Source organism: Porticoccaceae bacterium LTM1 (assembly GCA_030252795.1).
Classification (GTDB): domain Bacteria; phylum Pseudomonadota; class Gammaproteobacteria; order Pseudomonadales; family Porticoccaceae; genus SCSIO-12696.
The window spans coordinates 3,096,068-3,117,096 of record CP127080.1 but is presented as its reverse complement, the minus strand read 5'-3'; the positions used below and the strand labels follow the sequence as shown (position 1 = coordinate 3,117,096).

The following is a 21,029-nucleotide window of genomic DNA, read 5'->3' as shown; positions in this document are numbered from 1 at the left end:
TAAGAGGAACCGGAAATGAGTAGCGGACGTATCGTACAAATTATCGGCGCCGTGATCGACGTGGAATTCCCACGTGACCAGGTACCGAATGTATATGACGCGCTGACCGTAGAAGAGAAGGGTCTGACCCTGGAAGTTCAGCAGCAATTGGGTGACGGCGTTGTTCGTGCCATTGCGATGGGCTCTTCTGAAGGTGTTAGCCGCGGTTTGGCAGTAGCCAACACTAATGCACCAGTTAGCGTACCTGTGGGTAAAGAAACCCTGGGTCGTATCATGGATGTACTGGGTAACCCCATCGATGAGTGTGGCGAAATCGGCGAGCAAGAGCGTATGCCGATTCACCGCAAAGCACCGACTTACGCAGAGCAGTCTTCTTCCAACGAACTGCTGGAGACCGGTATCAAGGTTATCGACCTGGTATGTCCGTTTGCCAAGGGTGGTAAAGTTGGTCTGTTCGGTGGTGCCGGTGTAGGTAAAACCGTAAACATGATGGAGCTGATCAACAACATCGCCAAAGAGCACAGCGGTCTGTCTGTATTCGCCGGTGTTGGTGAGCGTACTCGTGAAGGTAACGACTTCTACTACGAAATGAAGGAGTCCAACGTTCTCGATAAAGTAGCGATGGTTTACGGTCAGATGAATGAGCCGCCCGGTAACCGTCTGCGCGTAGCCCTGACCGGTCTGACCATGGCCGAGAAATTCCGTGACGAAGGTAAAGACGTACTGTTGTTCGTTGACAACATCTACCGTTACACCCTGGCCGGTACCGAGGTATCTGCACTGTTGGGTCGTATGCCTTCTGCGGTAGGTTACCAGCCGACTCTGGCGGAAGAAATGGGTGCTCTGCAGGAGCGTATTACTTCCACCAAGACTGGTTCTATTACCTCTATCCAGGCCGTATACGTACCTGCGGATGACTTGACTGACCCGTCACCAGCTACCACGTTCTCTCACTTGGATGCGACCGTAGTATTGAGCCGTGACATTGCTGCTAAAGGTATCTACCCGGCAGTAGACCCGCTGGATTCCACCTCTCGTCAGTTGGATCCGCTGGTTGTTGGCCAGGAGCACTACGAAGTTGCTCGCGGTGTACAGTCTGTACTGCAGCGCTACAAAGAGCTGAAAGACATCATTGCCATCCTGGGTATGGACGAGCTGTCTGAAGAAGACAAGCAGGTTGTAGCCCGTGCTCGTAAGGTTGAAAAATTCCTGTCCCAGCCGTTCCACGTTGCTGAAGTATTCACCGGCGCCCCCGGTAAGTACGTACCGCTGAAAGAAACCATCGCCAGCTTCAAGGCGATCCTGGGTGGTGATTACGATCACCTGCCAGAACAGGCTTTCTACATGGTAGGCGGCATCGAGGAAGCTGTTGAGAACGCCAAGAAGCTGAAGTAACAGCTTCTTTGGCCAATCAGGCTGGAAGATTATCCTCTTAGAGGACTAGAATTATGGCTATGACAGTCCATTGCGACATCGTAAGCGCGGAACAGGCCCTGTTTTCAGGGCTTGTCGAGCTGGTAGTTGCGACCGGTTCACAAGGTGAACTGGGCGTTAACTTCGGCCACGCTCCGCTGCTGACCGATCTGAAACCGGGTCCGGTTCGTATCGTCAAGCAAAATGGTGAAGAAGAGATCTACTACCTGTCCGGTGGTTATCTCGAAGTTCAGCCGAATTGCGTGACGATCATGGCTGACCTTGCGAACCGCGCCGACAGTTTGGATGAGTCTGCTGTGCTGGCCGCCAAGGCCGAAGCTGAGCAGGCACTGGCCAACAAGTCTGGCGAGTTCGACTACTCCCGCGCTGCCGCACAACTGGCAGAAGCGGTTGCCCAATTGCGCACAATTGAGCAGCTTCGCAAGAAGATGCGTAAATAAAGTAGTGCTTTTGTGGTATAAAGGCGGCTTCTTAGCCGCCTTTTTTATTGATACTTTGGAAGTAGCGCTTTTTGCTCGATAGCGGCGTTGGCATCGTGCTCGATCGGTCATGTATTGCAATACATTCCCTCTCTGCGCGCGCTGCCGCCTTGCTCTAGAGCAAAAATCACCACTTCGAAAGCATCAACTCTTATTAGTTGTTTTGGCGGTTCGAAAGGTAAATTACCGCGTTAGTTTTTAATCAGGAAGATTCAATGATCGATATCGTTATTCTCGCGGCGGGGAAAGGGACCCGCATGAAATCCGCTCTGCCAAAAGTTCTGCACAAGCTGGCAGGTCGTCCTTTGCTGCAGCACGTTATCGATACTTCCAGTCAACTAACCAATGCACAAATTACTGTTGTTACCGGTCATGGTTCCGAGCAGGTTCGCAGTACGGTAAACGGTGTCGAGCAGTGGGCCGAGCAGACCGAACAACTGGGTACCGCCCATGCTGTGGAACAGGCTCTGCCCCACCTGAATGACGACGGCAAAACCCTGGTCCTATATGGTGATGTACCACTGCTGGAGCAAGCCACTCTCAGTCGCATGCTGGAACTGGTGGAAGAAAACACCATGGCATTGCTGACCGTAGACCTGAAGGACCCCACCGGTTACGGACGCATTATTCGCGATACCCACGGCAACGTGACGGCTATCGTTGAACACAAGGATGCCAGCGAAGCGCAACGTGCCATCTGCGAAGTGAACACAGGGGTGATGGCGTTGAACAACGCTGACCTGAAGCGCTGGTTGCCGATGATTGGCAACAACAACGCGCAGGGCGAGTACTACCTGACCGACCTGATCGAGATTGCCCAGAAAGATGGTTACATCATCAACCCGTTGCAACCTGCTTGTGAGCAGGAGGTTCAGGGCATTAATGATCGTGTACAGCTGTCTGAACTGGAGCGCTACTATCAATTAACTCGCGCTGAACACGCAATGCGCAATGGCGTGACACTGGCCGATCCAAACCGCTTTGATGTACGCGGCAGCCTGGAAACCGGTACCGATGTTACTATCGACATCAACTGTGTGTTTGAAGGCACCGTGCAGCTTGGCAGTAATGTGGTTATCGGCCCTAACTGCCTGATCCAGAATGCCCGTATTGGCGATGGCGTAGAGATCAAGGCCAATACTGTGATTGAAAACAGCGTGGTGGCCAACAACGCGATTATTGGTCCATTCGCGAGGCTGCGCCCAGGTACGGAATTAGCGGAAAATACCAAAGTCGGAAATTTCGTTGAGACCAAAAAAGCAGTAGTTGGCAAAGGCAGCAAGATCAATCACCTGAGCTATGTTGGCGACGCCGTGCTGGGCGAAAATGTAAACGTCGGTGCAGGCACTATTACCTGCAACTACGATGGCGTGAATAAGTACAAAACCGAAATTGAAGATGGGGCTTTTATTGGTTCCAATAGCGCTTTGGTTGCACCGGTTACCGTGGGTGCAGGCGCGACAGTTGGTGCCGGTTCAACCATTACCTGCAGCGTGCCAGCCAATGAGTTGGCTGTGGGTCGCGCCAAGCAGAAAAATATTCAGGGCTGGAAAAAGCCAAGCAAAAACTAATCATAAAAGGAGAGTGGTACCTCCCTGTGTAGGGTGCGCCGTGCGCACCAAAAATACGGAATAGAGCGGGTGCCACTCACACAAGAGGATATGTAGAAAGATGTGTGGGATTGTAGGAGCGGTTGCCAACCGCAACGTGACCAATATTCTGGTTGAAGGCCTGAAGCGCCTCGAATACCGCGGCTATGACTCCGCCGGTGTCGCCGTTGTCAACGGTGACGGCGTGGTTCACTGCCGCAAAAACGCCGGCAAGGTAGCGGTACTGGAAGACAACCTGAACGCCAATCCGGTGCGCGGTGAAATGGGTATTGCTCACACACGTTGGGCAACACACGGCGTTCCAAGTGACGTCAACTCCCACCCGCACTGCTCCGGCCAAATTGCCCTAGTGCACAACGGTATTATTGAAAACCACGACGAGCTACGGGCCGAACTGAAAGCTGCTGGTTATAAGTTTGTTTCCGAAACCGACACCGAAGTTGTTGCCCATCTGGTGCACTCATATACCCAGCAAGGCCAGGACCTGCTGAATGCAGTAAAAAACAGTATTGCTCGCCTGGAAGGTGCCTATGCCCTGGGTGTTATCAATGCCGATGAGCCTGGTCGCTTAATCGGTGCCCGCAAAGGCAGTCCTCTGGTACTGGGTGTTGGTATCGAAGAGAACTTTATCGCTTCTGACCAAATGGCGCTGCGTCAGGTAACAGACCGTTTTGTATTCCTGGCTGAAGGGGACCTGGTTGAGGTTACCGCCGACCAATACCGTATTTTTGATATTAAAGGTACCGAGGTGGAGCGCGAGGTTGTTCAGCTCTCCGGAGATGATGGAGTGGCGGACAAAGGTGGTTATCGCCACTACATGCTCAAAGAGATCTACGAACAGCCAAAAGTATTGGAAGATACTCTGCAGGGTCGCGTAAGCGACAAACATGTATTGCCACAAGCCTTTGGCCAGAAAGCCACAGCACTGTTTGAGCAAGTGGAAAACGTACACATTGTTGCCTGCGGCACCAGCTATCACTCGGGGATGGTTGCGCGTTACTGGCTGGAAGAGTGGGCCGGTATTCCCTGTCACGTAGAAGTGGCATCGGAGTATCGCTACCGCAAAGTCGTTGTGCCAAAGAACACTCTTTTTGTAACCATCTCCCAGTCCGGCGAGACCGCGGATACCCTCGCCGCCCTGCAAGTTGCCAAAGATGCAGGTTACCTGGGTACCCTGACCATTTGTAACGTGGCTAACAGTTCCCTGGTTCGCGAAAGTGATCTGTCATTGATGACAATCGCCGGACCGGAAATTGGAGTGGCTTCAACAAAAGCATTTACCACACAGCTGGTAGCGTTGCAGTTGTTCTGTATCGGCGTGGGTCGTTACCATGGCTTGAGCGAAGCCAAAGAGCAGGAGTTGGTGAAAGCCCTGCACGCCCTGCCCGGCCTGTGTGAAGAAGTACTGAAACTGGACAGTGAAATTGAACAAACCTTTGAGTGCTTTAATGACAAGCATCACTCGCTGTTCCTTGGCCGTGGCGTACAGTATCCGGTGGCAATGGAAGGTGCTCTTAAACTGAAAGAGATCTCCTATATTCACGCCGAGGCCTATCCATCCGGTGAATTGAAACACGGTCCGCTGGCATTGGTGGATGCCGATATGCCGGTGGTAGCAGTTGCACCAAACAATGAACTGTTGGAAAAGCTGAAGTCGAACCTGCACGAAGTACAGGCGCGTGGTGGACAGTTGTTTGTGTTCGCCGACAAGGCAGCCGGTTTCCACAATCAGGAAGGCGTTACCGTTATTAACCTTCCGCACGTGCCGGAAAGTCTTGAAGCGATTATCTACACTCTGCCCCTACAGCTGTTGTCATACCACGTAGCTGTAGTGAAAGGCACCGACGTAGATCAGCCGCGTAATTTGGCGAAGTCGGTTACTGTTGAATAAAGCTCAAGTGAATAATATCCGGTGTACAGTAAACTGATTTCAGTTGCCGTACACCGGGTTTTCGAAATTCAAAATTGAAAACTAAATTCAGCAGTCGGTTTGTTGAAATAGGCATATTCACCGCGTTAATAAGTAGAACAGATTATGAATATATTTGTTCTCGATAATGACATTGAAAAGTGCGCGCAATATCACTGCGATCAGCATGTGGTAAAAATGATATTGGAAAGTGTTCAGCTGCTTTGCACTGCGCTCAATAAAAAAGGCTTTGAGTCACCCTACCGATCCACCCACATAAAACACCCCTGTGTTCTTTGGGTTGAAGAATCATTTGATAACTTCCTTTGGCTGCAGGAATTGACGGTGCAGTTAAACAGCGAGTATCGATATCGCTACGATAAAATCGGTGATCACAAATCCATCGCAGTATTAAGTCAGATTTCCTCTCTACGCTATGAATCGAATGGCTTGACTGAATTTGCACAAGCGATGCCGGATGAGTACAAAATACCCGGAGATGCTGTCAGCGCTTATCGGCAGTTTTATCTTGGCGAAAAAATGGCATTTGCAAAGTGGACAAAAAGAGCAGTTCCCAAATGGGTTCCTGCTCAATAAAAACCCGTAATACAAAGTGAATCTAACAGGGTTACTGTGCTATTTTGATTTTGCCTGTTTTCGGTCTTCTTCCAATACCTGAACTATATCTGTGAGACGTTCCCGCACAGCTATGTCGCAATTTCCACAGCAGGGCGGGCTGTAACTCCAGCCCAACCAGAAAAAGCATGATCACTACACCAAATTCGGCAAAGTGCATCACCTCGGTTTGATCGCCAACCAGATGCAGGACAAACGGGCCAATCAGTATGCCCGCGAGCAAATAACCCAGTACGGAACCCAGCCCCAATCGCTTGGCAATTGGCACTGCCAGCACAGCAGCAGCCAGGTAAATAACGGAGCTTTCCATCATTGTTGTTCTCCCTGTGACTTCATACATTCTAACGAGTTATCGTTGATACGGATTAATCCGGTTTGCCCGACCTCGAAAAATAAACTAGAAACAACAGATGTCTTTGAAAAAAGAGAGCGGGTGATGAGCAATCTTGAGCCATCGGCAGAAGCCAACTGTGAATGTCTGACGGGGTGTGGAGCGATCGAGTTTATTCTTAAACCGAAGGATCGAGATCTCGGCGGCTTTTCCGTACGCCGTCTGCTGCCCAATCGGGAGGTGCGCCATATAGGTCCCTGGGTGTTTTTTGACCACATGGGGCCTGCAGATTTTGAGCCGGGCACTGGTATTGATGTTCGGCCCCATCCCCATATCAACATCGCCACTGTGACCTATCTGTTCGAGGGCTCAATCCTGCACAAGGATTCACTGGGTAGTATTCAGGTAATTCGCCCCGGGGATATCAACCTGATGGTGGCTGGCCGGGGAATTGTTCACTCGGAAAGAGAAACCAAGGATGTTCGTAACAGCCAGCATCGCACCAATGGTTTGCAGTTGTGGCTGGCACTACCGGAAGACGATGAGGAGATTGACCCGTCATTTCACCACTACAGCACCGGATCCATTCCCACGGTTGAAGTGGATGCTGTCCCGGTGAGAGTTATGATGGGAGAGGCTTATGGTGTGGAGTCCCCCGTAAAAACCTTTAGCTCCACGCTGTATATCGAAGCCAAAATGACAGCTGGTCAACGACTTGTTTTACCCAATGCCGAGCAGCGAGGACTGTATCTGGTATCGGGTTCAGTAAAACTGTTAGATACCGTTGTAGAGACGCATTCCATGGTTGTTCTGAAAACGGAGCCCAACGTATGCGTTGAGGCATTGGAAGAAACCCAGATTGCATTGATCGGAGGCTCTGATATTGGCCAACGACATATTGACTGGAACTTTGTATCAAGTAGGCCAGAGCGTATTGAACAGGCGATTCAGGATTGGAAAGCTGGTAAATTCAAGCCGATCTCTACGGATAACCGTGAGTATATCCCCTACCCTGGCTGAAAAGCCGGAGTGCAAAGTTGTGTAATATTTGCACTCCCCCAAGGGGAAGGTTCTATAATCTGGAAAAATTTACCTGTACAGATGGTATGGCACTGATATCAACACTGAACAAATCACGACGCCGCGTAGCAGCAACACTGCTAATGTGGCTGCTGTTCAGTGGTCAGCTTTTCTGTACCGCGCATGCCAGCTCCGGAATAAATAACCCAAAGGCAGAACAGGCTTCCCTTTGTAGTCATTGTTGTCACAGTGAAAAACCGACACAGGCGCTGAAAACCAGTTGTTGCGAGACCCCGTCAAGTTTTTGTTGTGGTGAAGCCAAGCATGGCGCTGCAGCTGAAGCGGGTGTCGACTGTTATCAACAGGTGATTCTCTTCCTGGTTTCTTTTGAGCAACTGCTGGGTCAGGAACCACTGTATCGCAACCCGACACTACCCAAATGGGTAGAAGAACTGACGTTGCGACGATCGGACCCACCCATTCATCTGGTTAACTGCACCTTCCTCGATTAGGCACTTCTCTTTGTATTCAGCAGACAAATTGTCTGCCGGTTGAGCCGTGCCTGTGGCGCGGCTTCGAATGCAACAGGAGTGAATTATGATTTTCCATCCTTATAAAGCGCTGGTTTTGCTGGTGCTTGCAGTGCACGCGTTAGCAGTTAACGCAAGCACAGCAGACCAGAAATCGGCATTGACCCTCAATAACGCCGAACGCCAGGCACTGTCCAATGAGCCGGGTGCACAAGCGCTGCAACTCAAGGCCAGTGCCTTGGCCAGTGAAGCTGTAGCGGCCGCACAACTGCCCGACCCAAAGCTGCAGGTGTCCCTGGATAACCTACCTACCGATGGCTTCAAGTTTGATCAGGAGCCAATGACGCAATTCAAGATAGCCCTGTCGCAGCAGATACCTGCAACAGGTGCTTTAGAAGCGCAAAGTGGTATTCGTAAAGAACAGTCACAAGCTGCCAGTAACCAGGCAATGGATCGCCAGCTACAGGTGCTGCGGCAGGTTCGCGAAGAGTGGCTTGAGCTCTACTACTGGCAACAGGCCAAAGAGGTGGTTTCTACAAGCAAAACGGTTTTTAAACAATTGTTGGCGGTTGTGAACTCGCTCTACAAGGTAGGCCGGAAAAACCAGCATGACTTATTGCGAGCCGAGCTGGAATTAAGTCGACTGGATGATCGCCTGATCGATATCGACGATGAAATTGCCCGGCAAAGAGCTCGCCTGTCGCAATGGATTGGTGATGACGCCAACAGGAGCATTGCCAGTGAGTTACCTCAGTGGCAACTGGCCAACAATATTGATGCACAGTTGTTACAACAGCACCCGGCCATGATGGCTCTGGATCGTCAGGTGGAAGCGCGTCAGCGACATATCGCCCTGGCAGAATCCAGCTATCGTCCGAACTGGGGGGTGAACGTCAGCTATGGCCACCGTCAGGAAGATTTTACCGGTCGCGACCTGCCGGATTTTTTCTCTGCGGGAGTCACGGTACAACTGCCATTGTTTACCGATAAGCGACAGGACCAGAAATACCGCGCCAGTGTTGATCAGCACCAAGCGGCATTGAGCGACCGCCAGCAGAATCTTCTTGCCCTGCGCTCACAACTGGACAACCACCTGAGTAATGCCCGCCACTTAAAACAGCGCTTTGAATTGTTTCAGCAGACCATTCTGGTCCAGGCGGGGCAACAGGCTGATTCAGCCTTGAAAGCCTACCGGTCCGATGCCGCAGATTTTGATGAAGTGATGCGCTCGGTATTGGCGGAGCTGTCCGCGCAGCTGGAGAATCAGCGACTGCAGATTAATTATTTTAAAAGCCTGGCCAGGGTCAGATATCTGGTGGACTTTAACGAGATTAAGGAGATAGCCCAATGACTATCCAAAAACGTATTTGGGCCAGTGCCATTGCCCTGATCATATTGATCACTGGTTTTACAGTAAACGCCCAACAGCCAAAACAAAGCGAGCAGCATGCTGAGCATACTCACTGGGTCTGCCCAATGGAGTGTCAGCCGGCGGTACACGAAAAAGGTGACTGCGAAATCTGCGGTATGCATCTGGTGGAAGACAAAGAGTTCGCAAAGAGTGAAGAACACAGCCATTGGGTTTGCCCAATGGACTGCCAGCCTGCACAACACGAAAAGGGCGATTGTCAGGTGTGTGGTATGCATCTGAAGGAAGAAAAGTCTGCCTCAAATGCCGAGCCCAAGAAAGAGACCCACTGGGTCTGCCCGATGGGTTGCCAGGATCCTCAGGCAGAACCCGGTCGCTGTGATGTTTGCGGAATGCATTTGAAGGAAGAAGCAAAGTCAGATGCAAACGCCGAGCCCAAGAAAGAGACCCACTGGGTTTGCCCGATGGGTTGCCAGGATCCTCAGGCAGAACCCGGTCGCTGTGATGTTTGCGGAATGCATTTGAAGGAAGAAGCAAAGTCAGATGCAAACGCAGAGCCCAAGAAAGCCACCCACTGGGTTTGCCCGATGGGTTGTCAGGATCCACAGGCAGAACCCGGTCGCTGTGATGTCTGTGGTATGTACCTGAAAGAGGAGCCTGTTGAGGGCGGAGAACACTCTGGTCACAACCATCAGCATCAGGCAGAACACAAAGCCGAAATGCCAGCTCCTGCGCCAGAAGCCGAAAAGGGTTCCCCGCAATGGGTCTGCCCAATGCACCCGCAAATTGTAAAAGACAAACAATCTGGCTGCCCGATCTGCGGGATGGATCTGGTGGAAAAAAAGCCCAAACCCGCAGCACCGGCTGAAAAGGTGATCGATTATTGGACCTGCCCGATGCATCCGCAGATCAAAAAGGACAGCGAAGGCTCCTGCCCGATTTGTGGAATGGATCTGGTGCCAGAGTACAAGCCCACAGCCGGAGCTGAAGAAGGCGGTGTTTATATTTCGCCAGCGGTGGAAAACAACCTCGGGGTGAAAACCGCCGAGGTGGAGGAGTCATCCCTCACGCAATGGGTCGACACAGTTGGCTATGTACAGTTCAACGAAGACACCCTCAACCACATTCACACCCGGGTTGAAGGTTGGATCGAGGTTCTGAATATCGACAGTGTTGGTGATCCAGTAAAGGCCGGACAGGTACTGTTTGAAATATTCTCCCCGGAGCTGGTAAACGCTCAGGAGGAGTATGTAACCGCACTGGAAAGTGGCAACAAGCCTCTGATATCCGCATCGCGCCAACGGCTGTCACTGCTTGGGGTATCGGGCAGCCAAATTGATGCGCTGCGCAAAACCCGCAAGGTTCAGCAGCGCCTGGCAGTGATGGCTGATCACACAGGCTACATCAGCATGCTCAATGTGCGCGAAGGAATGTTTGTAAAGCCAGCGACAGAAATTCTCGCCACAGGTGAACTGGATACCGTATGGGTGATTGCCGAAGTATTTGAACGTCAGGCGGCGTGGCTGAAACCCGGCCAGAGCGTGACTATGAAAGCCGACAGTTATCCCGGCAGTGAGTGGCGAGGCCTTGTGGAATACATCTATCCGGTACTTAACCCACAGTCCCGGACCTTGGAAGTACGCATTCAGTTTGAAAATCCCGACGAGCGCCTAAAACCCAATATGTTTGCGAATATTCGCATTCATGCTGGCGACGAAAGCGCCCGTCTGCACATTCCCCGCTCCGCACTGATTCGCGGCGGCCGTTACGATCGGGTGGTGAAGTCTCTGGGCGATGGTCACTACAAGTCCGTACTGGTGACTGCTGGATTGGAGTCCGGAGACCGTGTCGAGATTCTCAAGGGCTTGAGCAGTGGCGACAAAGTAGTGACATCTGCTCAGTTTATGATCGACTCCGAGTCCAACCTCGACGCCGAGATGGAGCGTATGGAAACGCACGATCACAGCCAAAGCCACCAGCACTAAGAGGCGTCAAACATGATTGAAGCCATTATTCGCTGGTCAACCCATAACCGCTTTTATGTAATGTTGATGGCGGTGGTTCTGTTGGGCAGCGGCATCTATGCGATCAAAAATACCCCGGTGGATGCGATCCCCGACCTCTCTGATGTGCAGGTGATCATCAAGACTCCCTACCCTGGCCAGGCCCCACAGGTGGTAGAGGACCAGGTTACCTACCCGCTCACAACCGCGATGCTCTCTGTGCCCAAGGCTCAGGTGGTGCGTGGATTTTCGTTCTTTGGCGACTCATACGTCTATGTGATTTTCGAGGACGGCACCGATATTTACTGGGCGCGCAGTCGCGTGCTTGAGTATCTCAACCAGGTATCCGGAGAATTGCCAGCGGCGGCCAAACCACAGTTAGGCCCGGATGCCTCCGGTGTTGGCTGGATTTACCAGTACGCGCTGGTGGATCGAACCGGTCAGCACAACCTGGCTGAATTGCGCACCCTGCAGGACTGGTTTATCAAGTATGAGCTACAGACCGTTGAAGGGGTGTCCGAAGTGGCCACTGTCGGCGGCATGGTCAAGCAGTATCAGGTGGAGGTCGACCCCAATAAACTGCGCGCCTACAACATTCCGCTGGCCCATATTCGCACCGCCATTGAGCGAGGTAACCAGGAGTCCGGTGCCTCGGTAATCGAGATGGCTGAAGCGGAGTACATGGTGCGTGCCAGTGGTTATGTACAGTCTATTGAAGACCTGAAAAATATTCCCTTGCGATTGAGTGATAGCGGCACGCCGCTGTTGCTGGGCGATGTGGCTGAAATTGTCGAGGGGCCGCAGATGCGTCGCGGTGTTGGCGAGCTCAACGGTGAAGGCGAAGCGGTCAGCGGTATTGTGGTGATGCGCTACGGTGAAAACGCCCAGACCGTGATTGCCGAAGTGAAGGAAAAGCTGGAAAGCCTCAAGCAGGGGCTGCCGGCGGGAGTGGAAGTGGTTGAGGTGTATGACCGCTCTACCCTGATCCAGAATGCTGTCGACAACCTGTATGAGAAACTTACCGAAGAATTTATCGTCGTTGCGCTGATCTGTGCAGCGTTCCTGTTCCACTTCCGCTCGTCACTGGTCGTAGTGGTCAGCCTGCCGCTGGGTATTATCGGCGCATTCGTGATCATGTACCTGCAGGGCATCAACGCCAACATCATGTCACTGGGCGGTATCGCCATTGCAATTGGCACCATGGTGGACGGCGCAATTGTGATGATCGAAAACCTTCACAAGCATATCGAGCGGGATGAACTCAACGAGCAGAATCGCTGGGATGTGGTGACAAGGGCGGCGCAGGAAGTAGGTCCACCGTTGTTCTTCTCACTGCTGATTATTACAGTCAGTTTTCTGCCGGTATTTACCCTGGAGGCACAGGAAGGTCGATTATTCTCACCACTGGTGTATACCAAGACCTATGCCATGGCCATTGCCGCTGGATTGGCGATTACTTTGGTACCGGTTCTGATGGGCTACTTTGTGCGCGGCAAGATCATTTCCGAGCACAAAAATCCGCTCAATCGCTGGATGGTGGCGGGATATATGCCGCTGATCAAAGCAGTGCTGCGTTTTCCGAAAACCGTGATTGCACTGGCGCTGGTTGCCGTGGTTTCAGCATGGTGGCCCTACTCGCAGGTGGGTAGTGAATTTATGCCGCCGCTGGATGAAGGCGACCTGATGTACATGCCCACCACCTACGCCGGTATCTCCATTGGTGAGGCGCGGGAGCTGTTGCAGCAGACCGATAAGCTAATTCGCACAGTGCCGGAAGTGGTCACCGTGTACGGGAAAATGGGTCGCGCAGAAACCGCCACCGACCCGGCTCCTCTGACCATGATTGAAACCATTATTCAGCTCAAGCCGAGAGATCAGTGGCGTGAAGGTCTTACCACCGATGATCTGCGTGCCGAACTGGATCAGCTGGTTAAGTTTCCGGGGCTGACTAATGCCTGGGTTATGCCGATTAAAACCCGCATCGACATGCTGGCTACCGGTATTAAAACCCCGGTTGGTATCAAGGTGTCGGGGCCAGATCTGAAAGAGATCGAAAAAATCGGCAAGCAGCTGGAAGTGGTTCTGGCAGATGTACCGGGTACTGCATCGGTTTACTCGGAGCGAGTGGCCGGTGGTCGGTATATCAATGTGGATATCGACCGCAAGCGAGCGGCCCGTTACGGACTGAATGTGGCGGACTTGCAGGAAGTGGTGCGAACTGCCATCGGTGGTGTAAACGTTACCGAAACCGTCGAGGGACTAGAGCGATTCCCGGTGAACCTGCGTTATCCACAGCGTTATCGCGATTCCGCAGAACAACTTAAGTTGCTGCCCATCGTTACACCGGGTGGCGGTCGTGTTGCACTTGCCGATGTCGCAGAGGTGACCGTGGCCGATGGCCCGCCCGCCATTAAAAGCGAGAATGCCCGTATCAATGGCTGGACACTGGTGGATATCGATGACCGTGACCTCGGCAGCTATATCGACGAGGCCCAGAAGGTAGTGCGGGATAAAGTGATACTGCCAGCGGGCTACTCCATTAACTGGTCTGGTCAGTACGAGTACATGTTGCGAGCCGAAGAGCGCCTGCAGGTAGTGGTGCCTGTGACCTTGGCAATTATTGTGCTGTTGCTCTACATGAGTTTCCGCCGCATCGGCGATGTGGCATTGATTATGGGTACCCTGCCCTTTGCGTTGGTGGGCGGTATCTGGTTTATGTACTTGAGCGACTACGACTTCTCGGTGGCTGTTGCTGTGGGCTTTATCGCCCTTGCAGGACTGGCGGCAGAGCTGGGGGTGTTGATGCAGGTCTATCTCAACCTCTCCTGGAACCGTCTAACCGAGCAGGCTAAGGCAAGTGGTAAAAACCTTTCGATTCAGGATTTGCGTGAGGCGGTGATAGAAGGCGCCTGTTTGCGGGTACGCCCCAAGATGATGACCACGATTTCGGTGCTCGTTGGTCTGGTGCCAATCATGATCGGTGCCGGTACTGGCTCGGAAGTGATGCAACGTATTGCTGGTCCGATGATCGGCGGGATGGTATCTACATTGCTGTTGGCGCTACTGGTGATTCCGGCGGTGTATTACGTCTGGAAGCGTGCGGGGTTAAAAACCGCGACCGCTGAATAATAAGTGGAGGTCGAAGTGTTTTATAAACATTGTGCGTTATGGTTTTGCCTGTGGCTTGCCACAGGCCACTCAAGTTATGCCAGTGAAATGGAGTCAGCGCCACAACCAATGGTGACAGTGATTCCAGCCCCGGCGGCTGGCAAGAGTGGTCAGCCAAACCTGTTCACAGATCAGGATGGTCGTGTTTACTTGAGCTGGATTGAGCGTGGGGAAGCAGGAAAATCCACGCTGTACTTTTCCGTACTCAAGCATGGGGCATGGTCGTCTCCACAGGTGATTTTTACTGGCACAGGCCAGATGGTAAATCCGGTGGATTTTCCGTCATTGGTGAGGCTCCAGGATGGCGCTCTTGCCGCACACTGGCTGAAAAATCATTCGGGAGGCGGCTACGATATCCAGGTCTCTTTCTCATCTGATCTCGGAAAGAACTGGAGTGATCCGATAACTCCCCACACCGACAATAGCCCCACCGAACACGGCTTTGTGTCATTGTTGCCGGCAACGAATGGCGATCTGGATTTAGTCTGGCTTGATGGTCGGGACTATGCCGAGGAAACTCGCGAAAACCAGACTGCTCTTCGGTATGCACAGTTTGACAAAAGTGGCCAGAAAACGTCTGAGGTGGTGCTTGATCAGCGGGTGTGTGATTGCTGCCAAACCGCTGCAGCCAATACACGTAGCGGTAAGGTCGTAGTGTACCGCGATCGTTCTGCAAACGAGATCCGTGACATAGCCATAGTGAGGTATCGCGATGGCGAGTGGATGTCACCCAAAGTCATTCACGCGGATGGCTGGGAGTTTCACGGCTGCCCGGTAAATGGGCCTTCGGTCGATGCAAAGGATCGCGATCTGGTGATCTCCTGGTATACAGGAGCCGGATCAACACCACAGATAAACCTGTTGTTCTCAAGGGATGAAGGAGACACTTTCGGAAGACCGGTAAGGGTTGATGGCGGTGATCCGTTGGGTCGCGTGGGTGTGGTTCTTCTGGATAACAGGTCGGCTCTTGTCAGCTGGATAGAAGCCGGTGAATTGCGCGTCAGGCGCGTATTTTCAAATGGTCAGGCAGACAGCCCTGTCACTTTGGCAAAACTGTCTTCCGCAATGCAAAGCGGTGTGCCACAACTGGTGCGCAACACTTCAGGTGTTTATTTTGCTGTCACCCAGCGCGGTAAACCATCCAGTCTATTAACCGGAATGATCAACTATAAAGTGAAGCCGTAAGGAAGCAGGTTACACGGCCAGACCTGCATTGAAAGCAGAGCGTGTGAAGGGGGCGATGGATTTACCATTGCCCTCTTTGTTATGGTTCTCTGAAATATGAATATCCCTGCAGGAGCGGAGAAAGCCGCTGCTCCACAATAAGAATTATGCGAGGCTCAATGTACAAGCACTTCAAATCGGTCGCGTTACTGATCTGGCTGTCACTGTTTCTATTTGGCTGCTCCAGCCAGCCCAAACAAGTCCAACTGCCCCCGGAGCCGGAAACGGTTGTTGAAGAGTCAACTTTGGAGAAAGTGGAACGCCTGTATGGCCAGCAGGCAGCCGCACGAGTGAAGTATTGGCAGGAACTGATCGACAGTGCTCCGCGACTGGAAGAGCGTGACAAGCTGTCGCAGGTGAATCAGTTTTTTAACGGTGCGCGCTTTCTGGATGACAGTGAGATCTGGGGTGAAAGCAATTACTGGGCAACACCAATGGAGTTTCTGATTCTAGATGCTGGCGACTGCGAGGACTTTGCCTGCGCCAAGTACTTTACCCTGCTGGAGATGGGGGTGGAGATCGACAAACTCAGGCTGATCCACTGCAAGGCCAGCTCCCTCGATAAAGCTCACATGGTGCTGGCCTATTACCTGGCACCGGATGCCATGCCGCTGATTCTCGATAACCTCAAAGATGAAATCCTCGCGGCTGACCAGCGCCTCGACCTTACTCCAGTGTACAGCTTCAACGGCAAGGACCTGTGGCTTGCGAAAAGCCGCTTCCAGTATGAAAAAGCCGGTGACATCAAAACCCAGAAGCGCTGGCAGGCGTTGCAGGAGCGGGTAAAAAGCGGCGAAGTGCCGGTGCTGGTTATCAAAGAATAAACGGGAAAATAGTGCCAGGGCTGGCTAGTCTTTAGGTAGCGGGATTTGTTGTCCGTATTTTTGTCCACGTTTTGGATTGCTATGGCTGAATCACTCAAGGTGCTGACCTACAACATTCACAAAGGCTTCTGCACAGGCAACCGCCGCTTTGTGCTGAAGGGGATGCGTGAACTGTTGGAAATTGTCGATGCCGACATCGTATTTTTGCAGGAAGTGCATGGTTCGACTTCGCGCCACAAGCGCAAACGCGGCTCGTTCCCCGATACCCCACACTTTGAATATCTGGCAGAACAGATCTGGCCCCACTTTGCTTACGGCAAAAATGCAATTTATAAAAAAGGCGATCATGGCAACGCCATTCTCAGCAAATACCCGTTTGAATTTGTCGAGAACATCAACGTCGCTCGTAGTCGTTTGGCCAGCCGTAGTATTCTGCACGGAGTGCTGGAGATTCCAGAAAAGAACTTCAAGCTGCACACCCTTTGCATTCACCTTGGCCTGTTTGAATCCGAGCGCATGGAGCAGGTAGAGGTGCTGGTGGATCGAATCGAATCCCATGTGCCGCACGACGAGCCGATGGTGATTGCCGGGGATTTTAATGACTGGCGCGGGCGCATCGAAAAACTGCTCGGCGATGCCCTGGATACCAAAGAGCTGTTTATGGAGCTGGATGGTCACCACGCCGCCACCTTCCCGATCTGGTTCCCGATGCTGCCGATGGATCGAATCTTCTACCGCGGTTTGAAACCACTGGCGGGTCGCTGCCTTAGCAAAGGCCCATGGCGCTCCCTATCCGATCACGCCGCACTGTTGGGTATTTTTGAACTACCTGAATAGATAGCAAAAGGAGCAGCATTTGCCGCTCCCCTAATTCACACTAATTTCGTCCGACCCCAAGCTCACTCTTTATCCAAATCCCGCACGCGGTAGTAGTTCTGCTCGGTCAGGGCGTGGAAGGCGCGTACGCGGGTGCGGAATTCATTGATGGACTTCAGTACCTTGGCAAACATCTCATCCTCGGCGGCGTATTCGGCCAGCACTTCTTCACTGATACGGTAGAGTTCTTTTAATACCTCATCCGGAAACTGGCGAATCTCCACACCGTGTTCGTTGATCAAGGTTTGCAGAGCAATGCTGTTACTGTTGGTGTAGTCATCCAGCATATCGGTGCTGGCGGCTCGGGCGGCCACTTCGATAATTTTCTGTAGATCTTTGGGCAGCGATTCCAGCTTTTCCTTGTTGACGATAATTTCCAGAGCCGGACCAGGTTCCTGCCAGCCGGGAGCGTAGTAGTATTTGCCTAACTGATGGAAGCCAAAGGCAAGGTCGTTGGCAGGGCCTACCCACTCTGTAGCATCAATTACACCGGTCTGCATGGCGGTGTACAACTCGCCACCGGGAATGGTTACGGCTTCTGCTCCGGCCCGGTTCATTACTTCACCGCCCAGACCGGGAATACGCATCTTCAAGCCTTTGAGATCTTCCAGGCTGTTGATTTCACGATTGAACCAACCACCCATCTGTACACCGGTGTTGCCGCCGGCAAAAGGAACCAGGTTGAACGGCTCGTAGAGTTCGCGCCACAACTCCAGGCCGCCGCCGTAGTGCAGCCAGCCATTCAGTTCCTGAGCGTTAAAGCCAAACGGATAGGTGGCAAACAACACCGACGCCGGGGCCTTGCCCTTCCAGTAATAGGCGGCACCATGACCCATCTCGGCAGTGCCGCGGGACACTGCATCAAACACTTCAAAGGCTGGTACCAGTTCATTTTGGCCATAGACTTTAATTTTCAGGCGGCCATTGGACATGGTGTCTACCATTGCGGCGAACTTCTCCGGGGCGGTACCCAGACCAGGGAAATTCTTCGGCCAGGTAGTGACCATCTTCCACTTGTAGGTTTGCTGTGGCTCGGCGCTGGCCTGTTTGCCGGCGGTATCTTTTTCACCACAACCGCTGATTGCAGCGGCGAGAAGAACGGTTGGCAGAATTAGAAGTTGTTTGAGGTTCATTATCATTGTCCCATTATTATGCTGTTCTCACGCTTTCACGTGTCATCCTGAGCGCAGCGAAGGATCTCGGTGCAGCTGGTGGCTTGAGATCCTTCGCTGTGCTCAGGATGATGGTGAGAGACCACTGCGCAAGCGAGGATTTATACACGGTTTATTACAACGGCTGCAAATTGGCGTATGCCACCACCAGCCATTTATTGCCTTCGTTTTCGAAGTTCACCTGAACGCGGGCATGAGCACCGTTGCCTTCAAAATTAAGTACTGTGCCCTCGCCAAAGATCTTGTGATTAACTCGCTGGCCCAGGCTCAGGCCAGTATCAATTCCCTCATCACTGAATCTCGGTGAATCGCTGCGGGCATAACTGGTGGGGCGGCGTACCTGGCTGTTGAGGCGTACTTCCTCAAGCAATTCTGATGGAATATCCCGTACAAAACGTGACACGCTGTTGAAACTCTCGCTGCCGTACATCTGGCGGCTTTCGGCAAAGGTGAGGTAGAGTTTTTGCATGGCGCGGGTAATGCCCACGTAAGCGAGGCGACGCTCCTCGTCGAGACGGCCCGGTTCTTCCAGGCTCATCTTGTGCGGGAACAGGTTTTCTTCCATACCGGCCAAAAACACCAGCGGGAACTCCAAACCCTTGGCGGAGTGCAGGGTCATCATCTGCACCGCATCTTCGCGGTCGTCAGCCTGTCGCTCTCCGGCATCCAGTGCTGCTTCATCGAGGAAACGGCCCAGCGGTGAGCGCTCTTCATCATCGCCACTGCGGTCAAAACCGCGACAGGCACTGATCAGTTCCTTCAGGTTTTCCACCCGCGCCTGACCGCGCTCGCCCTTCTCTTTGCTGTGATGATCCACCAGGCCGCTGCGCTCAATGACATGCTCGGTAATTTCATGCAGCTCCAGCTCGTCGGTTTCGCTGTCGAGCTGGTCGATCAAGGTCAAAAAGGCTACTACGGCATTGCCTGCGCGGGCGGTGAACTGGCCATTGGCAACCGCCAGCTGAGCCGATCGCCACAGTGACTGGCCATTGGCGCGAGCCGCATCACGCAGTTGTTGCACGGTTTTGTCGCCAATGCCACGAGTCGGGGTATTGATCACCCGTTCAAAGGCCGCGTCGTCGTGGCGGTTAAGCATCAGGCGCAGATAGGCCAGTGCGTTTTTGATTTCCAGCCGTTCATAGAACTTCTGGCCGCCGTAGATACGGTAGGGAATACCGGCGCGCAGCAGCGCCTCTTCCAGCACTCGCGACTGGGCATTGGAGCGGTACAGTATTGCTGACTCGTCGTAGCGATTGCCCTCATTGGACCAGCTTTGCACGCGGTCGGCGATAAAGCGCGCTTCGTCATGCTCATTGAACCCTGCGTAGAGAGACAGCAGCTCGCCAGCGTCACCCTCGGTCCACAAATCCTTGCCGAGTCGGTCGCTGTTGCGGGCAATCACCGCATTGGCGGCATCAAGAATATTGCTCGTGGAGCGATAGTTCTGCTCCAGCTTGACGGTTTTCGCCTGTTTGAAATCGTTGCCGAAGTTGCGGATGTTTTCGATTTTGGCACCGCGCCAGCCGTAGATGGACTGGTCGTCGTCGCCCACTGCAGTAACGGCAGAGGGCTGGTTTGCACTGCCGGCACCGGCCAGCATACGCAGCCAGGCGTATTGAATGCTGTTGGTATCCTGGAATTCGTCTACCAGAATATGGCGGAAGCGGTTCTGGTAGTGGCGCAGTAGAGCCGGGTTATTGAGCCATAGCTCATGAGCGCGCAGTAGCAATTCGCCAAAATCCACCATGCCACCGCGCTGACACGCTTCTTCGTAGGCGGCGTAAATCTTTACCATGGTGGTGAGGTAGTGGTCTCCGGTCTCCTGAATATGATGAGGGCGCAGGCCTTCATCTTTCTGGGCGTTGATAAACCACTGTGACTGGCGTGCCGGCCAGCGATTCTCGTCGAGATTGAGCGCCGCAGTAACTCGCTTCAATAGCCGTTGCTGATCGTCGGAGTCGAGAATCTGGAAGTTCTCCGGCAGTTTCGCTTCCTGCCAGTGGGTTTTCAGCAGACGATGTGCGAGGCCGTGAAAGGTGCCCACCCACATACCACTGGGTGGCATGCCTAACAGATCGTTTATGCGCTCGCGCATTTCACGGGCTGCTTTATTGGTAAAGGTCACCGCCAGAATTTCGTACGGGGATACGCGCTCTACCTGAATCAACCAGGCAATGCGGTGTACCAGTACACGGGTTTTACCCGAGCCAGCGCCAGCGAGAACCAGCAGGTTTTGATCCGAACTGGAAACCGCATCGCGTTGGGCGGGATTGAGGCTGTCTAATATTGAGGTTACGTCCATGGGGGCGGATTCTAGCACCGTTTGCATATGGATTTATATACAGTGTTTTGCCCGACGTGCGCACCGATTAACAATGTACAAGCAAGTGGTGGGTACGGCGTCCCTACCGCTAAGCCGTTACAAAGTTTGTGAAAAAAACTAC

At 52.8% G+C, this 21,029-nt stretch carries 15 protein-coding genes and 1 pseudogene; 13 read left to right on the top strand and 3 right to left on the bottom strand.

Features of this window, described 5'->3' with window-relative positions:
- Window positions 1-15 precede the first annotated feature (15 nt).
- The 5 genes from atpD to QP938_13515 all read left to right on the top strand — a co-directional run bounded on the left by atpD (window position 16) and on the right by QP938_13515 (window position 6,029).
- A complete protein-coding gene (gene atpD / locus QP938_13535; protein WIO74304.1) occupies window positions 16-1,395 on the top strand; it encodes a F0F1 ATP synthase subunit beta in 1,380 nt (459 codons plus the stop codon).
- 53 nt (window positions 1,396-1,448) lie between these two features.
- The gene (locus tag QP938_13530; protein ID WIO74303.1) at window positions 1,449-1,874 is read left to right on the top strand and encodes a F0F1 ATP synthase subunit epsilon; all 426 of its coding nucleotides are present in this window, start codon (window positions 1,449-1,451) and stop codon (window positions 1,872-1,874) included.
- Window positions 1,875-2,128: 254 nt separating this feature from the next.
- Complete coding sequence (gene glmU / locus QP938_13525) at window positions 2,129-3,484, top strand: bifunctional UDP-N-acetylglucosamine diphosphorylase/glucosamine-1-phosphate N-acetyltransferase GlmU (protein ID WIO74302.1); 1,356 nt, start codon at window positions 2,129-2,131, stop codon at window positions 3,482-3,484.
- A gap of 100 nt (window positions 3,485-3,584) precedes the next feature.
- A complete protein-coding gene (glmS, locus tag QP938_13520; GenBank protein WIO74301.1) occupies window positions 3,585-5,414 on the top strand; it encodes a glutamine--fructose-6-phosphate transaminase (isomerizing) in 1,830 nt (609 codons plus the stop codon).
- Between the two features lie 144 nt (window positions 5,415-5,558).
- Window positions 5,559-6,029, top strand: a complete 471-nt coding sequence (locus QP938_13515) for a pyrimidine dimer DNA glycosylase/endonuclease V (GenBank protein ID WIO74300.1) — start codon at window positions 5,559-5,561, stop codon at window positions 6,027-6,029.
- 115 nt (window positions 6,030-6,144) lie between these two features.
- Here QP938_13515 and QP938_13510 read toward each other — a convergent pair.
- Window positions 6,145-6,378: pseudogene (locus QP938_13510) on the bottom strand (cation:proton antiporter).
- 126 nt (window positions 6,379-6,504) lie between these two features.
- On the opposite strand from QP938_13510, the gene QP938_13505 reads away from it, so the two are divergent.
- The 8 genes from QP938_13505 to QP938_13470 all read left to right on the top strand — a co-directional run bounded on the left by QP938_13505 (window position 6,505) and on the right by QP938_13470 (window position 17,374).
- Window positions 6,505-7,419, top strand: a complete 915-nt coding sequence (locus QP938_13505) for a pirin family protein (GenBank protein ID WIO74299.1) — start codon at window positions 6,505-6,507, stop codon at window positions 7,417-7,419.
- Between the two features lie 86 nt (window positions 7,420-7,505).
- Complete coding sequence (locus QP938_13500; protein ID WIO74298.1) at window positions 7,506-7,931, top strand: hypothetical protein; 426 nt, start codon at window positions 7,506-7,508, stop codon at window positions 7,929-7,931.
- An 85-nt stretch (window positions 7,932-8,016) separates the two neighbouring features.
- Complete coding sequence (locus QP938_13495) at window positions 8,017-9,300, top strand: TolC family protein (GenBank protein WIO74297.1); 1,284 nt, start codon at window positions 8,017-8,019, stop codon at window positions 9,298-9,300.
- The gene (locus QP938_13490) at window positions 9,297-11,303 is read left to right on the top strand and encodes an efflux RND transporter periplasmic adaptor subunit (GenBank protein ID WIO74296.1); all 2,007 of its coding nucleotides are present in this window, start codon (window positions 9,297-9,299) and stop codon (window positions 11,301-11,303) included. The genes QP938_13495 and QP938_13490 overlap by 4 nt, the downstream gene beginning before the upstream one ends.
- A 12-nt stretch (window positions 11,304-11,315) precedes the next feature.
- On the top strand, window positions 11,316-14,450 hold the full coding sequence (locus tag QP938_13485) for an efflux RND transporter permease subunit (protein WIO74295.1): 3,135 nt from the start codon (window positions 11,316-11,318) through the stop codon (window positions 14,448-14,450).
- 15 nt (window positions 14,451-14,465) lie between these two features.
- A complete protein-coding gene (locus tag QP938_13480) occupies window positions 14,466-15,674 on the top strand; it encodes a hypothetical protein (protein WIO74294.1) in 1,209 nt (402 codons plus the stop codon).
- A gap of 158 nt (window positions 15,675-15,832) precedes the next feature.
- Window positions 15,833-16,537: a transglutaminase-like cysteine peptidase gene (locus QP938_13475; GenBank protein ID WIO74293.1), complete on the top strand. Its 705-nt coding sequence runs from the start codon at window positions 15,833-15,835 to the stop codon at window positions 16,535-16,537.
- A gap of 81 nt (window positions 16,538-16,618) precedes the next feature.
- Window positions 16,619-17,374: an endonuclease/exonuclease/phosphatase family protein gene (locus QP938_13470; GenBank protein ID WIO74292.1), complete on the top strand. Its 756-nt coding sequence runs from the start codon at window positions 16,619-16,621 to the stop codon at window positions 17,372-17,374.
- Between the two features lie 62 nt (window positions 17,375-17,436).
- On the opposite strand, the gene QP938_13465 is transcribed toward QP938_13470, so the two are convergent.
- Both QP938_13465 and uvrD read right to left on the bottom strand, forming a co-directional pair.
- Window positions 17,437-18,546: a TRAP transporter substrate-binding protein gene (locus tag QP938_13465; GenBank protein ID WIO74291.1), complete on the bottom strand. Its 1,110-nt coding sequence runs from the start codon at window positions 18,544-18,546 to the stop codon at window positions 17,437-17,439.
- Window positions 18,547-18,700: 154 nt separating this feature from the next.
- Window positions 18,701-20,887 (bottom strand): DNA helicase II, encoded by a 2,187-nt coding sequence (uvrD, locus tag QP938_13460; protein ID WIO74290.1) that lies wholly within the window; start codon window positions 20,885-20,887, stop codon window positions 18,701-18,703.
- Window positions 20,888-21,029: the final 142 nt, after the last annotated feature.

Bases quoted from the DNA above. Each gene is read 5' to 3' on its own strand.
- glmU (WIO74302.1), top strand. From the start codon at position 2,129: ATGATCGATATCGTTATTCTCGCGGCGGGGAAAGGGACCCGCATGAAA.
- QP938_13470 (WIO74292.1), top strand. From the start codon at position 16,619: ATGGCTGAATCACTCAAGGTGCTGACCTACAACATTCACAAAGGCTTC.
- QP938_13465 (WIO74291.1), bottom strand. From the start codon at position 18,546: ATGAACCTCAAACAACTTCTAATTCTGCCAACCGTTCTTCTCGCCGCT.
- QP938_13530 (WIO74303.1), top strand. From the start codon at position 1,449: ATGGCTATGACAGTCCATTGCGACATCGTAAGCGCGGAACAGGCCCTG.
- QP938_13490 (WIO74296.1), top strand. From the start codon at position 9,297: ATGACTATCCAAAAACGTATTTGGGCCAGTGCCATTGCCCTGATCATA.
- atpD (WIO74304.1), top strand. From the start codon at position 16: ATGAGTAGCGGACGTATCGTACAAATTATCGGCGCCGTGATCGACGTG.
- QP938_13475 (WIO74293.1), top strand. From the start codon at position 15,833: ATGTACAAGCACTTCAAATCGGTCGCGTTACTGATCTGGCTGTCACTG.
- QP938_13485 (WIO74295.1), top strand. From the start codon at position 11,316: ATGATTGAAGCCATTATTCGCTGGTCAACCCATAACCGCTTTTATGTA.
- QP938_13500 (WIO74298.1), top strand. From the start codon at position 7,506: ATGGCACTGATATCAACACTGAACAAATCACGACGCCGCGTAGCAGCA.
- glmS (WIO74301.1), top strand. From the start codon at position 3,585: ATGTGTGGGATTGTAGGAGCGGTTGCCAACCGCAACGTGACCAATATT.
- QP938_13495 (WIO74297.1), top strand. From the start codon at position 8,017: ATGATTTTCCATCCTTATAAAGCGCTGGTTTTGCTGGTGCTTGCAGTG.
- QP938_13515 (WIO74300.1), top strand. From the start codon at position 5,559: ATGAATATATTTGTTCTCGATAATGACATTGAAAAGTGCGCGCAATAT.
- QP938_13505 (WIO74299.1), top strand. From the start codon at position 6,505: ATGAGCAATCTTGAGCCATCGGCAGAAGCCAACTGTGAATGTCTGACG.
- uvrD (WIO74290.1), bottom strand. From the start codon at position 20,887: ATGGACGTAACCTCAATATTAGACAGCCTCAATCCCGCCCAACGCGAT.